The sequence below is a fragment of the Nocardiopsis mangrovi genome (assembly GCF_042653925.1).
GTDB classification, from domain to species: Bacteria; Actinomycetota; Actinomycetes; order Streptosporangiales; family Streptosporangiaceae; genus Nocardiopsis_B; species Nocardiopsis_B mangrovi.
Genome location: NZ_JBHSFQ010000040.1, coordinates 1 through 14,886 on the forward strand (window position 1 = coordinate 1; position 14,886 = coordinate 14,886).

Annotated in this window: 13 protein-coding genes and 1 pseudogene; 5 read left to right on the top strand and 9 right to left on the bottom strand. The window is 73.5% G+C overall.

Features of this window, described 5'->3' with window-relative positions:
* Together ACFO4E_RS27075 and ACFO4E_RS27080 are read right to left on the bottom strand one after the other, a co-directional pair.
* Positions 1 to 1,198, bottom strand: a pseudogene (locus tag ACFO4E_RS27075) (hypothetical protein); the annotation flags it as partial.
* 134 nt (positions 1,199 to 1,332) lie between these two features.
* Entirely contained in the window at positions 1,333 to 1,731 is a 399-nt protein-coding gene (locus ACFO4E_RS27080) for a hypothetical protein (RefSeq protein WP_378579582.1), read from the bottom strand.
* Between the two features lie 503 nt (positions 1,732 to 2,234).
* Here ACFO4E_RS27080 and ACFO4E_RS27085 point away from each other — a divergent pair.
* The 5 genes from ACFO4E_RS27085 (at position 2,235) to ACFO4E_RS27105 (ending at position 8,927) form a co-directional block, all read left to right on the top strand.
* A complete protein-coding gene (locus tag ACFO4E_RS27085; RefSeq protein ID WP_378579586.1) occupies positions 2,235 to 2,645 on the top strand; it encodes a hypothetical protein in 411 nt (136 codons plus the stop codon).
* A gap of 171 nt (positions 2,646 to 2,816) precedes the next feature.
* Positions 2,817 to 3,971, top strand: a complete 1,155-nt coding sequence (locus ACFO4E_RS27090) for a PLP-dependent cysteine synthase family protein (RefSeq protein WP_378579591.1) — start codon at positions 2,817 to 2,819, stop codon at positions 3,969 to 3,971.
* On the top strand, positions 3,968 to 5,320 hold the full coding sequence (locus ACFO4E_RS27095; RefSeq protein ID WP_378579595.1) for an MFS transporter: 1,353 nt from the start codon (positions 3,968 to 3,970) through the stop codon (positions 5,318 to 5,320). Before ACFO4E_RS27090 ends, ACFO4E_RS27095 begins: the two co-directional genes overlap by 4 nt.
* Positions 5,321 to 5,545: 225 nt before the next feature.
* Positions 5,546 to 6,526, top strand: a complete 981-nt coding sequence (locus ACFO4E_RS27100) for a hypothetical protein (protein ID WP_378579601.1) — start codon at positions 5,546 to 5,548, stop codon at positions 6,524 to 6,526.
* A gap of 49 nt (positions 6,527 to 6,575) precedes the next feature.
* Entirely contained in the window at positions 6,576 to 8,927 is a 2,352-nt protein-coding gene (locus ACFO4E_RS27105) for a heavy metal translocating P-type ATPase (protein ID WP_378579604.1), read from the top strand.
* Between the two features lie 124 nt (positions 8,928 to 9,051).
* Here ACFO4E_RS27105 and ACFO4E_RS27110 read toward each other — a convergent pair whose 3' ends face one another.
* The 7 genes from ACFO4E_RS27110 to ACFO4E_RS27140 form a co-directional block, all read right to left on the bottom strand.
* Positions 9,052 to 9,942, bottom strand: coding sequence for a M56 family metallopeptidase (locus ACFO4E_RS27110; protein ID WP_378579608.1), 891 nt, complete (start codon positions 9,940 to 9,942; stop codon positions 9,052 to 9,054).
* Positions 9,939 to 10,280 (bottom strand): BlaI/MecI/CopY family transcriptional regulator, encoded by a 342-nt coding sequence (locus ACFO4E_RS27115; protein ID WP_378579610.1) that lies wholly within the window; start codon positions 10,278 to 10,280, stop codon positions 9,939 to 9,941. The genes ACFO4E_RS27110 and ACFO4E_RS27115 overlap by 4 nt, the downstream gene beginning before the upstream one ends.
* A 64-nt stretch (positions 10,281 to 10,344) precedes the next feature.
* On the bottom strand, positions 10,345 to 10,998 hold the full coding sequence (locus ACFO4E_RS27120; protein ID WP_378579612.1) for a class I SAM-dependent methyltransferase: 654 nt from the start codon (positions 10,996 to 10,998) through the stop codon (positions 10,345 to 10,347).
* A gap of 182 nt (positions 10,999 to 11,180) precedes the next feature.
* Positions 11,181 to 12,233: a C40 family peptidase gene (locus tag ACFO4E_RS27125; RefSeq protein WP_378579614.1), complete on the bottom strand. Its 1,053-nt coding sequence runs from the start codon at positions 12,231 to 12,233 to the stop codon at positions 11,181 to 11,183.
* A gap of 225 nt (positions 12,234 to 12,458) precedes the next feature.
* On the bottom strand, positions 12,459 to 12,887 hold the full coding sequence (locus tag ACFO4E_RS27130) for a hypothetical protein (RefSeq protein WP_378579617.1): 429 nt from the start codon (positions 12,885 to 12,887) through the stop codon (positions 12,459 to 12,461).
* 74 nt (positions 12,888 to 12,961) lie between these two features.
* Positions 12,962 to 13,648: a response regulator gene (locus ACFO4E_RS27135; RefSeq protein ID WP_378579620.1), complete on the bottom strand. Its 687-nt coding sequence runs from the start codon at positions 13,646 to 13,648 to the stop codon at positions 12,962 to 12,964.
* A complete protein-coding gene (locus ACFO4E_RS27140) occupies positions 13,645 to 14,826 on the bottom strand; it encodes a sensor histidine kinase (RefSeq protein WP_378579623.1) in 1,182 nt (393 codons plus the stop codon). The genes ACFO4E_RS27135 and ACFO4E_RS27140 overlap by 4 nt, the downstream gene beginning before the upstream one ends.
* Positions 14,827 to 14,886: the final 60 nt, after the last annotated feature.

Sequence of the window (14,886 nt, forward strand, 5' to 3'; positions counted from 1 at the left end):
CGCCGGGCGGGTTGTTCTCCAGCCACTCGATCTGCTTGCGGTACCACTCCTCCAGCGTCTCGTTGTACTCGTTCTCGATGTCGGAGGGACCGTTCTCACCGTCGCCACCACCACCGCCCCCACCGCCACCACCGCCGCCCACACCCGACCAGTCCAGCGTCAGCGCCTTGGGGGGCTCGATCTTGTTGTCATCGAACACGCGCTGGTTGGAGTCGTAGCCGCTCACGATGCTGCCCATGCGTTCGGCGGCACCGATCATGAACGCTTTGATGTTGTCGAGCCAGTTCTTCTTGATCTCGTCCTGGATCTTGTGCCAGGTGTCCGCAGAGTTGGCCGGCCCGTACTCATCGATGTAACTGGAGTCGTCGCCCTTGTTCAGGGTGATGGAGTCCTGGTTCTCGTCGAACCACTTCTTGATCTGATCACGCGGATGCCAGTGGTCTCCGCCCGTCCACTCTTCGTACAATTTGTGGAAGTCGTCCGCAGCAGTGGGGTGGACAGTCGCACGCGTGTCGCGCAATGCCTCGGGATAGGCGGAGACCTGTTCCTGCAGCGTTTGGAAACGTAAGAACATGAACCCGAGGTGTTGGACGAAGACGTCGGCGGTCGCCCCCTCGAGTTCGTCGCGGGTCTCCTGGTGCCATTTTTTCAGGTCGCCGGAGGCACTGGTCAGCCAGGTGTTCAGTTCCGTCAGCGCGTCGGCGAGGCTGTTGAACCGCGACGCGTTGTAGGAAGAGCTGGTTCCCGCCTCCGACCCCAGCGGCTCGTTGAGGATGCCCTGCATGTTGTCGATGAAGTTCTGCCAGGCGGGAAATCCGTAGAACCCGCCGTCGAAGGTGACCCCGGAGTAGTAGGTCGTCGTCGTGGTGCTGGTGGTATTGGGCTGATAACCGCCATCCATCGACCCGGTCCCTCTACGCCTGGATTCGCTCGAGGTGAGGTCCGTCTTCAGCCAGTAGTCCAGGCCGTCCGGGCTCGTCTGATCGGATCTGAAGCTGGAGAACCAGTCGGCCTCGATGACCCTCTCGGCGGAGATCATAGGCGGGACCGGGTCGTCCATCGCGGGGTCCGCGAAGATGTTCAGCACCGTGTGGAGTTCCGCGTTCTGCGGAGCTCCACCATGGGGAACTTTCGGCTCCTCGCTCCCGACGTCGTCGTTGTCCTCGTCCCAGATGTCCTCTTCGTACTCTTCGGGCATGCCACCTCCTCACACTCCCCCACGGTCGATGCGTCCGACACTCCGCCGGATGGCCCTCTGGTCGGCCGAATCCCCGGCTGACGCCCGCTCGGCTTCCTGTCGCCGTTCCGTCGCGGGCGCCGACCACATCGCCTTCAGGCTCGGCCGGATCCGGCCGAGCCCGGGTCGATGAGGACCTTCAGTTGCTCGGCGGTGATCACGGAGTCGGCCTCGGCGTCGGCGAACCGAATATGGGCCTCCTCCAACCGGTCGTCAAGGCCCTCGAACTGCTCGATGAGGTACTCGATTTCCTCGCGCATATGGATCACCGACGTGTTGATGGTCAGGGCGATCTCACCAGCGGCCTCGAACAGTTCCGGGTTCCCGGCGCGGATTCCGTTGATAGACAGTGTGTCGAACTTTGGGCTTTCGCCGGAATCGATGTACTTTTCCAGTTCGGCCTTCTGCTCCTTCAGTCCCTTGAGTATCTTCGTGACCTTCTCGTCGCGGAACTCTCGCAGGTACCCGAAGGTGATCTCGGTCTTCTCCGCCACTTTCGCTCTCCTCGCTCCTCGGTTCCGGACGGGCCCGGGTGCGGCCCTCGGAATTTGGCGCGCTACATGTCCTGCGAGGCCATTCCAGGAACGGCATGTTGTCGGAGCGGCGAAGGGCTTGCGGTTGACGCATCGATGTGCCGCACACGGCGGGGCTACCGCGTCACCGACGCCCTACGCTTTGGCCGACAAGCCGGCGAGCAACTGGAATTCCCCCACTGGTCAGGCTGGTGCGCATCGTCTTTCTCGGGTGTGGAGCGAACCGGCCCGCCTTCAGCATGTGCCTTGCCCCAAGGGCGAGGTCAACCCGTCCGCGGTCACGGTCGCGGTCACGGTCGCGGACGCCGCCTGCTCCGCCGCAGGTCGGTGCGCGGGGTGCGGCTCCTGCTCGGAGGGCCGCGCCCGCGACATGCCGGGGCGGCCGCCGAAAGTGACACTCCTCACTTACCGCCCGTCCGTGATGACTGCGCAACGTGTTCGTTACGTTGAGTAGAGTTCTGGCCGTGCGTGTAACGATGACGTCACCGCAGCGGCACGGCCTCAGGGTCGTGCTGCTCGCCATCGCGGTCGTCGTCCACGCGCTCTGCGCGGCCGGGCATCCTGCGGACGCCGCCGAGACGCCCACACTCGCGCGCACGGCGGCCGCCCCCGACCACACCGTCACCGACGGCACGGCGCACACCCACGCCTTCGGCGAGGGGCACCACTGCGCCGACGGCACCGACGACGGCACCGACCAGCGCACCCCGGCCTGGAACCTGCTCCAGCTGCTCCTGGGGGCCGGCCTCGCCGTCGTCGCCGCGCTCTACGCGGCGCCCGTCCTGCGCCGGCTCGCGTTCGCAGCGGGCACCCGGCGCTCGCGCAGGCGCAACGCCGCCCACCTCCTGCTCGCCCTGTGCGTGTGGCGGGTGTAGAGGAGCGTCGTCCCGTCCGGGTGTGATCGCACCTCCGGAACGGCGACCGCGCACTCCCCTCCGCGCGCGGGCCGGCCCCGCCGGCCGCGCGTGCCTCCACAGCGCCGAGGACCCCACGCCCGGCCTGGTCATCGACGTGTCCGCTCGCGGACGCACTGAGCCGAGAGAGCCATGAACACCACCATGCTGAGCCACGCCATGCCCGAAATCAGTCCCGGACGCCTGGTCGCCACACCCCCGACCCTTCCGCAGCACACGCCGGCGGGGGTCGTGGGCAACACCCCCGTTCTGTGGATCGGCGAGCCCTACTGCGGCCGCCGGCAGGGCTTCTGGGCCAAACTCGAAGGCCACAACCCCGGCGGGATCAAGGACCGGACCGCCCTCTACATGGTCGAACGGGCGCGCGAACGCGGACAGCTGGCCCCCGGAGCGACGATCATCGAGTCGACCAGCGGAACGCTGGGGCTCGGCCTCGCCCTCGCCGGGATCACCCACGGCCACCCCGTCGCCCTGGTGACCGACCCCGGAATGGAGCCGCTGATGGCGCGGCTGCTCGCGGCCTACGGGGCCACCGTGCACACGGTCACCGACCCCCATCCGACCGGCGGCTGGCAGCAGGCCCGGCGGGACCGCGTCGCCGAACTGCTCGCCGACGACCCCGGCGCCTACTGCCCCGACCAGTACAACAACCCCGACAACGTCGCGGCCTACGCGCCGCTCGCCCACGAACTCGTCGCCCAGATGGGACGCGTCGACACCCTGGTCGTCGCGGTGGGCACCGGGGGCCACTCCGCCGGCGTGTCCCGCGCCCTGCGCGCGTTCTTCCCGAACCTGCGGGTCGTCGGGGTCGACACCATCGGCTCGACCATCTTCGGCCAGCCGGCCCGCCCCCGCATCATGCGGGGGCTCGGCAGCAGCATCCACCCGCGCAACGTCGACTACCGCGCCTTCGACGAGGTGCACTGGGTCGACCCCGCCCAAGCCGTCCGCTCCTGCCGGACCCTGGCCGCGTCGCACTACGCCAGCGGGGGGTGGAGCGTCGGGGCGGTGGCGACGGTCGCCCGGTGGCTCTCGCGGACGAGACCGGCGGCCGAGCGCATCGTCGCCGTCTTCCCCGACGGCCCGCAGCGGTACTTCGACACCGTCTTCAACGACGAGTACTGCGCCCGGCACGGGCTCCTCGACGGTCCGGTCCCCGACGAGCCGCACGAGATCTCCGACCCCGGCGAGCGGGTCGTGACCGGCTGGACCCGGTGCACGCGCGTGGTCGACCCGCGCGGCACGGCCGCGGCCGGCGCCGGAGCGGACGGGGAGGCGCGGCGATGATCGCGGCCTGGCGGCGCTTCCGCGGCTTCGACACCAGCGTGCGGCTGTTGATGATCAACCAGTTGACCATCAACACCGCCTTCTACATGCTCATGCCCTACCTCGCGTTCCACCTCACCGACAGCGTGGGCATGGCGGTGTGGGCGGTCGGGCTCGTCCTGGGCGTCCGCAACCTGACGCAGCAGGGGATGTTCCTGGTCGGCGGCAGCATCGCCGACCGGCTCGGCTACAAGCCCGCGATCCTCGCGGGGTGCGCGCTGCGCACGGTCGGGTTCGCCGCGCTCGGCTTCGCCGATTCGCTCCCCGTGCTGCTGGCGGCGTCGGCCGCCACGGGGTTCGCCGGCGCCCTGTTCAACCCCGCCGTGCGGGCCTACCTGGCGGCCGACGCCGGTGAGCGCCGCATGGAGGCGTTCGCGCTGTTCAACGTGTTCTACCAGACCGGCATCCTCATCGGCCCGCTCATCGGCATGGCGCTCATCGCCGTGGACTTCACGCTGGTGGCGGGGGTGGCCGCCACGCTGTTCCTCGGGCTCACCGTGCTCCAGGCGCGCGCGCTGCCACCGCGCCGGGCGCCGGAGCCGGAGGAGGAGCGGCGCGCGGGCGTCGCGGGGGTGCTCGGCGACTGGCGCCGTGTCGCGTCCGACCGGGCCTTCGCCGCGTTCACCGTCGCCATGGCGGGGTCCTACGTGCTGAACTTCCAGATCTACCTGGCGGTCCCGCTCACGGTCCAGGACGCCGTCGCGACCGCCGGCCTGGGGTCGGACGCCGGCGACATCGCGGTCGCCGCGCTCTTCGCCGTCTCGGCGCTGGTGGCCATCGCCGGGCAGGTCCGGATCACCGACTGGGCCAAGGACCGCTGGGACGCCGCGCGGGCGATCCCGCGCGGGCTCGCGGTGATGACGGCGGCGTTCCTGCCCATCCTCGCCACCCCGCCCCTGGCCGCCGCGGTGCGCGGCACCGACACCGCGCCCCTGGCCGCGGCCGCGCTCGTGGCGGTCCCGGCGCTGCTCACCGCCGCCCTGCTCGGGCTCGGGGGCGCGCTCGTCTACCCCTTCGAGATGGACACCGTGGTGCGGCTGTCCGGAGACCGCCTCGTGGCGACGCACTACGGGCTCTACAACACGGTCTCCGGCATCGCCATCACTGTGGGCAACCTGGTGGTCGGGGCCGCGCTCGGCCTGGCGCCGCCGCTCGCCGCGACCGTGCCCTGGCTCGGGCTGGCGGCGCTCGGCGCCGTCGGGGCCCTGGCCATGGCGCTGATCGGCCGATCGGGGGGACTCGCGCCGCGGACCGGATCCGCTCGGCAGCCCGCCCTCGCCGCCGCCGCATCCGCGGAGGGCGAGAACTAGCCCGCCCGGACGGTCCCCGGTGGAGGCATCGGGGACCGTCCCGTCCGGGGGGCGGCGCGCCGGTCCGTCGCTCCGCCCCCCCGGGGGAACGGCTGTCGCTCCCGGGATCCCTTCCGCGCTTTACATACCCTAGGGGGGTATAGTATCCATGAAGGCATCGGGCAGGGGACCCTGCTGCGGCGGGCCGCCGCCGGAGAGGCCGGCCACGAGACGAGAGGGTGGACGATGAACGTTCCCGCGAAACTGGGGATCTACGGGATGGGCCTCGTAGTGGCCTTCGGCGGCGCGGCGGGCGCCGGAACCCTCGCCGGCCCCCTGCTCCCGGCCGTGGCGGCCGGGAACGGACACGGGGACGACCCGGCCGCCGCCCCGGACGGCGGACACGGCGGGCACGGCGGGGACGACTCGGGCCAGGCCGCCGCCGCGGCACCCACCCCGTCCGGCCTCCAGATCTCCCAGGACGGGTACACGCTCGACCCGGTGGACGCCCCCGGAAGCGCCGGCGAGGAGGAACGGCTGTCCTTCCGCGTCCTGGGCCCCGATGGCGACCCCGTCACCGGATTCACGACGGCGCACGACAAGCGGATGCACCTCATCGTCGTCGGCCGCGACCTCACCGGGTTCCAGCACGTCCACCCGGAGATGGCGGAGGACGGCACGTGGAGCATCTCGATGGAACTGGATACCCCCGGGCCCTATAGAATGTTCGCGGACTTCGTCCCGCGGGGCCGCGACGACGGGCTCACCCTCGGCGCCGACCTCGACGTCCCCGGCGACTACGAGCCCGAACCCCTGCCGGAGCCCGGCAGGACCGCGGAGGTCGACGGCTACACCGTCACCCTCGACGGCGACCTCGTCCCCGGGCGCACCGGCGAACTGGCACTCACCGTCAGCAAGGACGGCGAGGAGGTCACCGACCTGCAACCCTATCTCGGCGCCTACGGCCACCTCGTCGCGCTGCGCGACGGCGACCTCGCCTACCTCCACGTCCACCCCGAAGGCGCCCCCGGCGACGGCGCCACCGAACCCGGGCCGCGGATCGCCTTCCAGACCGAGGTGCCCTCCGCCGGCGACTACCGGCTCTTCCTCGACTTCCGGCACGACGGCGAGGTGCGCACCGCGGAGTTCACCGCGACCGCCGGCGCCGACGGCGACGGCGACGGCCCCGCCGACGACGCCGGCGAGAGCGCCGAGCACACCCACTGACCCCCGGACCACGACCCCGCCCGGTCCCCCGACGACGTATGGAGCAGCGATGAACGCGGAACCCGAAGAGCGCGCACCGGATCAGCACCGGATCGAACTGGCGATCGGCGGCATGACCTGCGCCTCCTGCGCGATGCGGGTCGAGAAGCGGCTGAACAGGATCGACGGCGTCACCGCCACCGTGAACTACGCGACCGAGAAGGCGCAGGTGGTGGTGGACGGCGCCCCGGTGGCCGCCGAGGACCTGATCGCCCAGGTGGAGAAGGCCGGGTACACCGCCTCCCTGCCCGCACCGCCCGCCCCCGAGGGCCCCGGCGCCGCCGGCGGCGGCGCGCGGGACGACGCCGGTACCGCCGACCCGACGGAGCCGCTGCGCACCCGCCTGCTCGTGAGCGCCGCCCTGTCGGTCCCGGTCATCGCCATGGCCATGGTTCCCGCGCTCCAGTTCACCTACTGGCAGTGGGCCTCACTTGCGCTCGCGGCACCCGTGCTGGTCTGGGGTGCGCTGCCGTTCCACATCGCCGCGTGGAAGAACCTCAAGCTCGGCGCCGCGACCATGGACACCCTGGTCTCGCTGGGCACGATCGCGGCGTTCGCCTGGTCGCTGTACGCGCTGTTCTGGGGCACCGCCGGCGAACCGGGCATGGTCCACCCCTTCGAACTCACCATCACCCCGACCGACGGCGCCGCCAACATCTACCTGGAGGTCGCCGCCGGCGTCACCACCTTCCTCCTGGCCGGCCGCTACTTCGAGGCCCGCTCCAAGCGCCGCGCCGGCGCCGCCCTGCACGCGCTGCTCGACCTCGGCGCCAAGGACGTCGCCGTGCTGCGCGACGGTCGCGAGGAACGCGCGCCGATCGACCGGCTCGCACCGGGCGACCTGTTCGTGGTGCGCCCCGGCGAGAAGATCGCCACCGACGGCACCGTGGAAGAGGGCACCTCCGCGGTCGACATGAGCATGCTGACCGGCGAGTCCGTCCCGGTCGAGGTCGGCCCGGGCTCGGCGGTGGCCGGGGCCACCGTCAACGCCGGCGGCCGGCTGGTCGTGCGCGCCACCCGCGTCGGCGCCGAGACCCGGCTCGCGCAGATGGCGCGGCTGGTCGAGGACGCGCAGAACGGCAAGGCCGAGGTACAGCGCCTCGCCGACCGGGTCTCCGGGGTCTTCGTGCCCATTGTCATCGTGCTCGCGATCGCCACGCTCGGCTTCTGGATCGGCACCGGCGCCCCGGTCGCGGCGGCGTTCACCGCCGCCGTGGCGGTGCTGATCATCGCCTGCCCGTGCGCGCTGGGCCTGGCCACCCCCACCGCCCTGCTCGTGGGTACCGGCCGCGGCGCCCAGCTCGGCATCCTCATCAAGGGTCCCGAGGTCCTGGAGACCACGCGCGGCATCGACACCATCGTCCTGGACAAGACCGGCACCGTCACCACCGGCCGCATGACGCTCACCGACGTGTACACCGCCGATGGCGAGGACGAGGCCGAGGTGCTGCGGCTCGCCGGAGCGCTGGAGGACGCCTCCGAGCACCCCATCGCCCGCGCCATCGCAACGGCCGCCGTGCAGCGGACCGGCGACCTGGGCCGGGTGGAGGACTTCGCCAATGTCGAAGGGCTGGGCGTCCAGGGCGTCGTCGACGGCCACGCGGTCGTGGTGGGCCGCACCTCGCTGCTGGCCGACTGGTCCCAGCACCTGCCCGCCGGCCTGGAGCGGGCCAAGGCCGGCGCCGAGGCCGGCGGCCGCACCGCGGTCGCGGTCGGCTGGGACGGGCGGGCCCGCGCCGTGCTGGTGGTCGCCGACGCCGTCAAGCCCACCAGCGCCCAGGCCGTCGAGCAGTTCCGCGGCCTCGGGCTCACCCCGATCCTGCTGACCGGCGACACCGCCGACGTCGCCCGTTCGGTGGCCGACCAGGTCGGTATCGACGAGGTGGTGGCGGAGGTGCTGCCCGAGGACAAGGTCGCCGTCGTCAAGCGGCTCCAGTCCGAGGGCCGCACGGTGGCGATGGTCGGCGACGGCGTCAACGACGCCGCCGCGCTCGCGCAGGCCGACCTGGGGCTGGCCATGGGCACCGGGACCGACGCCGCCATCGAGGCGAGCGATCTGACCCTGGTCCGCGGCGACCTGCGGGCGGCGGCCGACGCCATCCGGCTCTCCCGCAGGACCCTGTCCACCATCAAGGGCAACCTGTTCTGGGCGTTCGCCTACAACGTGGCGGCGCTGCCCCTGGCCGCCGCCGGCCTGCTCAACCCGATGATCGCCGGTGCGGCGATGGCCTTCTCCTCCGTCTTCGTCATCAGCAACAGCCTGCGGCTGCGCGGCTTCCGGCCGCTGGCCGGAAACGGCGGCCCCGCGCCGGCCGCGGCGCCCGCGGCCGCCGACCGGCGGCAGACCGCTCACGCGGCGTGACCCTCGGCGGCGGATGCCCCCGGACCCCCGGTCCGGGGGCATCCGCCGTCACGGCATCGGACCGCCACGGGCGTGCCGCGCTCCGGGCGCCGGCCGGCGGAGCGGGCGCGCCGCCGCCTCCGCGTCACATCCGGCAGGGCGGCGGGTAGGCGGAGAGGAAGAAGACGGCCCACACCAACGCCGCGACCAGCACCGAGCCGGCCGCCACCGCCCACACGCGGTCGAAGCGGCCCGGGACGGGGATCGGGGCCCCCGGGTCCTCCAGCCGCCGGACGCGCAGCTCCAGCAGCCCGGCGGAGCCCATGGCCGCCACGGCGGCCCCGGCGCTCCACGGGGGTCCTTCGGCGACCCGCAGCAGGGCACCGGCCACCGGCCCCCTGCCCACCCCCGCCTGCGCCACGCGGTCCGCGGCGAGCTCGCGCGCCGCGATGAAGCGCCACCTCCACGCGCCCAGAAAGGGGACGTAGAAGTTGCGCGCGTGGACCAGGGAGGCGAGCACGGCCTTCGCGGGGTCGCGGTTGCGGACGTGCTCGCCCTCGTGCAGCAGGACCGCGCGCAACTCCTCGTCGCGGAGGGCCAGCAGCCCGGTGGAGACCGCCACGCGGGGGTGGAGGAGCCCGTGGGTGAAGGCGAACATCCCGCCGGAGGACACCGCCGTGACGCGGCCCTCCAGGCCGCACTCCGCCGCCAGGCGGGCCAGCCTCTCCGGCGGCTCCACCCGGGCCCCCGCAAGGGAGGCGCGCAGCCGGCGCGCGGCCGCCAGCAGGCGCGCGGCGGCGACCAGCCGGTGGAGCCAGCCCGCGGACCACAGCAGCGCGATCGCCGCCGCGGGCCACATCGGCGGGTGCCCCTCCCACAGCGGGGGCCAGCCGGTGGCGGCCAGCCGGGCGGCGACCGCGGCGGCGAGGCAGCAGGCGACCGTCGCGAACGCGCCGTGCACCCCGCAGGCCAGGGCGATCATCGACCACAGCGGCGCGTCGGCGGACCGCGCCCGCGGACCCGGCCGGGCGCTCATTCCCGGGCCAGTCTGCGCAGCCGTTCCAACAGCTCCGGGTCGCCGGCCGCGCGGTCGAGGAAGTGGCTGACCGCGGAGTCGCCGTAGGTGCGCAGGACGTCGTCGACGGCCAGGGCGGCCTCGTCGGCCGCCGCGGCCGTGTAGAGGTGGCCCCGCCCCGCGGCGGTGCGCACCAGCGCTCCCTTGTCGGCCAGGCGGCTCATCACGGTGAGCACCGTGGTGTAGGCGACGGGCCGGGGTCCGCTCTCGTTGAGCCGTTCCAGGACGGAGCGGACGGTCATCGGTTCACGGCGGTCCCAGAGGACGCGCATCACGCGGGATTCGAGCTCCCCGAGCATCCACACCCCTCCTCCTGCGCCGACGACGGGGGCGGCGCCGTGCGTTCCGCGGGCCGTTCCGAGCCTAATCGGGCTTGCGGGCGCTGACGCGTTCGACCGCCCCACCCTTGGCCCGGTGCCGCTCCTCGATCTCGAAGCCCAGCTCGCGGGCGTTGACGAGCGGACGGCGCATCATCTGCTCGCCGTTGCCTGGCTCGATCCGGTTCATGCTCCACTGGATCGCGAGCAGCAGCCAGCGCAGCGGCGCCAGCGTCGGCCGCACGTGGTCGAGCAGCACCAGGCGCCCGCCGGCGCGCAGGACCCGCCGCATCTCGGCGAGGGCGAGGTCGACGTCGGGGACCGAGCACAGCGCCAGTGTGCAGACCACCGTGTCGAACGCGGCGTCGTCGAACGGCAGCCGCTCGGCGTCGGCGACCCGCAGGTCGGCGTCGATGCCCAGCTCCGCGCTGCGTGCGCGGGCGACTGCGAGCATGGCGGGGCTGAGGTCGATGGCGGTGAGGCGCACGCCGGCGGGGTACAGCGGCAGGTTGAGGCCGGTACCCGCGCCGACGTCCAGGGTCCGCCCCGTGGCCCGCGAACAGGCCCACGCCCGTCCGTCGCCGAACAGGAGGCGCTCGACGCGCGTCATGGCCGCGTCGTATCCGCCCGCCTGCCGATCCCAGTGCCGCCTGATCCGGTCGGTGACCTCGTCGGGCGTGCGGTGCTCCGGGTGTGTCATCTGCGGCCCCTCCCGATCTCCTACGCTCGCGTAGTTGATACTACGCGCGTGTAGTAGACACGGGCCAGCCGTTGTCCGGTTCCGGCCCCGCGCGGCGGCGTCCGCCCCACGGGGGACGCCGCCGCGCACTGCCAGGGGTGGCGGGAGGCCGCTGTGCGGCCCCCCGCCATCGCCCGCCCCGGTCAGGGACGGACGGCCCCGACGAACTGGGAATCCCAGTAGTCCGCGAGGTTCACCACGGAGACCGTCTTGCCGCTGCTGGGCGCGTGCACCATCTGCCCGTTCCCGGCGTACATCCCGTTGTGGCCGAGGTCGTCGAAGAAGAACATGATGTCGCCCGGCTGGAGGTCGGCGCGCGACACCTTGTTGGGCAGGTTGAACTGGTCATAGGTGGTCCGGGGCAGGCTCACCCCGGCCGACCCCCATGCGGCCTGCATCAGGCCGGAGCAGTCGTAGCCGTTGGGCCCGGTGCCGCCCCACAGGTACGGGGTGCCGATCTTGCTGTAGGCGAAGTCCAGCGCCGTGCGGGCGTTGCCGGACGCCGACCCGCTGTAGGAGGACCCGCCGGAGCCGTCGGCCTCCCCCGCCGTCGGGTTCTCGCCCTCGAAGTCGGCGAGGAGCTCCTCCTGCTCGGCGAGCGCGTCCTCGATCTCCTCCTGCTGCTCGGCCAGTTCGTCGGCCCGGTCCTGTGCCTCGTCCCTGCCGTCCTCGGCCTCGTCCTTGAGCCCGATGAGGCGTTCGGAGGAGCCGGTGAAGTCGTCCAGCTTGGCGCGCTGGTTCTCCGACAGGTAGGCGAGGTCCGCCGACTGGTCCAGCAGGTCCTCGGGGTCCTCCACCGTGAGCACGGTGGAGGTGGCGCCGACGTCGGTGGAGCGGTAGGCGGCCCCGGCGAACCCGGCCACCTCCGCGCGCAGCTCGTCGTAGCGCTCCTCCTCGTCGCCGATCTCGTCGTCGAGGTCGGCGACCTTCTCCTCAGCGGCCTCCAGGTCCTCCTCGGCCTGGTTGTACTCCTGCACCAGGGTGCTGGCCTCCTCGGTCAGCTCCTCGATGCGGTCCTCGACCTCCTCCTTGGTCGGCTCGGGCTCGGCGTTGGCGACGCCGGCGGGCAGCAGCAGGCTGCCGGCGGCGAGCACGCCGACGCCGGCGATGACGGCCCGGTCGGGGCGCCGGGCGCTGCGGCCGGCGGCCGGCTTCGCGGCGGGCGCGGGGTCGGTGGCGTGTCTGTCATCGGTCATGGGTGGATGGCTCCATCAGGCGGTTCGGTGGGGGTCCCCGGCACGGCGGCGCACCGGTGGCGGTGCGCGGCGGCCGTCCGCCGGGGAGGGGCACGCGCGGGCGTGCGTGGTCGCCGCGGGCGCCTCGGCGCCGGTACACGCGGGTACCGTGCGCGGGCGGGCCCGGGCGCGGATCGTCCGGCGACGCGGCCGCCGGACGGAGGGAGAAAGGGCGCGGGGTTCGGCCTACACCCGGCACACGCAGATGGAGATCAGCAGGCGCGAGCCTCCGGGATGGCGCCGCCACGGCCGCGGGTGCGCCCACGCGGGCGTACGCGGCGGGAAGGACCACAGCACCCAGGCGGCCAGCGTGGCCAGGCCGAGGAGCATCAGCAGCTGGAGGCCGCCGCCCGGCTGGCCCGCCGCCGCGATGCCGCTGTCGTCGCAGTGCCCGGGTTCGGCGTGCCCGTGGCCGGCGGCGGCATCGCGCCCTTCGCCGGCCTGCGCCTCCTGCGCCGGTTCCGCGGCCGTGTGCGCGGCCGGGTGCGCCGCGGCGGCCGCGGACAGTCCGGGGGCGTGGCAGATCAGGCAGAGCAGGTAGGCCCCTGCCATGAGCACGGCGAGCAGCCCCTTGGCGAGGGGGCGCCCGGTCGATCCCGCGATCTGCGCTGACACGCCAGGAAGGCTACACAACTCCCGCCCCGCTGTGAGCCCCGCCCTGGTCGCGGCCCATCGCCGGGGGCGGGCGGTCACTCGCCGCCGGGGAGGAGGTCGGCGTCGTGGACGAGGAGGGCGATCTGGACGCGGTTGTTGAGGCCGAGCTTGGTGAGGACGCGCGAGACGTGGGTCTTGACGGTGGGGACGCTGATGTAGAGGCGCGCGCCGATCTCGGCGTTGGACCCGCCCTCCCCCACCGCGACGGCGATCTCGCGCTCGCGGTCGTTGAGCAGCGCGAGGCGCTCCTGCGCACGGCCGCGCCGCCGGTCGCGGCCGGATTCGGCGACCCGGTCCATGAGCCGGCGGGTCACCGCCGGGGACAGCACCGGGTGGCCGCGGGCCACCCGCCGCACCGCGTCGACGATCTCGGCGGGCGGGGTGTCCTTGAGGACGAAGCCCGCGGCCCCGGCCCGCAGGGCGCGCAGGATGTGCTCGTCGGCGTCGAAGGTGGTCAGGACGATGACCTCCGGGGCGCCGCGGCGGGAGCGCAGCGCCTCGGTCGCGCTCAGGCCGTCGGTGCCGGGCATCCGGATGTCCATGAGGACCACATCGGGAGCGTGCCGCTCCACGAGCGCGGGAACCTCGCCGCCGTCGCCCGCTTCGGCGACGACCCGGATGTCCCCCGCTCCGCCCAGCATCATCGCCAGCCCCGCGCGCAGCAGCGGGTCGTCGTCGACGATGAGGACGCCGATGGCCGGCGGCGGTTCGGAGGCGATCATGGCGGCAAGGGTAGCCAGGCGTGCAGGCGGTAGCCACCCTCGGCGGTGTGTCCGTGCTCCAGGCGGCCCTGGGCCAGCGAGACGCGTTCGGCCAGCCCGATCAGGCCGCGGCCGGGCAGCGGCGGCGGGCCGGTCCCGGGCGGGACCGGAGGCGGGGTCTCGGGGGCGGTGTTGCGGACCTCGACGGTCAGCCCCTCGCCCGCCGCGCCGGCCACGGCGACCGCCACCCCGGCGCCGGGCGCGTGCTTGCGCGCGTTGGTCAGCCCCTCCTGGACGATCCGGTAGGCGGCGCGGCCGATGCCGCCGGGGACGCCGACGGGGATCCGCTCGCTCAGGTCCACGCGCATCCCGCCCGCGCGGGACTCCGCGACGAGCTCCGCGAGGTCGGCGAGGGTGGGCTGCGGCAGCTCGCCGACCGGGGCGCGCAGCACGCCGATGACCTCCCGCAGGTCCTGGAGTGCCTGGTGGGCGCTCTCGCGGATCACCCCGGCCGCGCGGGCGATCTCCTCGGCCGGGGCGTCGGGGCGGTACTCCAGGGCTCCGGCGTGCACGCTCAGCAGCGACAGGCGGTGGCCGAGGACGTCGTGCATCTCCCGGGCGATCTCCTCGCGGGCGTGGTGCTGGGCCTGTTCGGCGCGCAGCCGGGCCTCGGTCTCGGCCCGGGCGGCGCGCTCGCGCTGCGAGAGCGCGAGCTGGCGCCGGTGCCGGACGAACAGCCCCCACCCCACGACGGCGAGGCTGGTGATGGCGGTGAACGCCAGGATCCAGGAGAGCGGGACGTCGGGCGGCGGGCGGCGGAGCATGACGAACAGCGCGAGGAAGCCGGCCCGGAAGACGATGATCGCCGCGCAGATACCCGCCGCGTAGCGCACCGGCCGGTGGATCGCGACGGTGAACAGCGCGACGAGCTGAGCCCCGGCGGCGAGGTCGGCGAAGGTCGACACCGGCACCAGGGCCACGGCGAGCCCCACCGGCCACCGGCGCCGAAGCCAGAGGGCGGCGCAGGCCCCCGCGGTGAGGACCTGGCTCCAGGCCGGCGCCGGCGGCTGCGCGGGGTCGGCGAGGGATTCCAGCGACCAGGCGACGCCGTAGCCCACGGCGAGCAGGAACAGGCAGATGTCCACGGCCCAGTCGCGCAGGCCGCGTCGGGGCGGGTACCCGCCCGCCGAACCGTTCATGCTCCCCGAACCTACCGGCCGGGGCGGCGGCCCTCCGCGGTCCGGAGGGAATCGGCGACC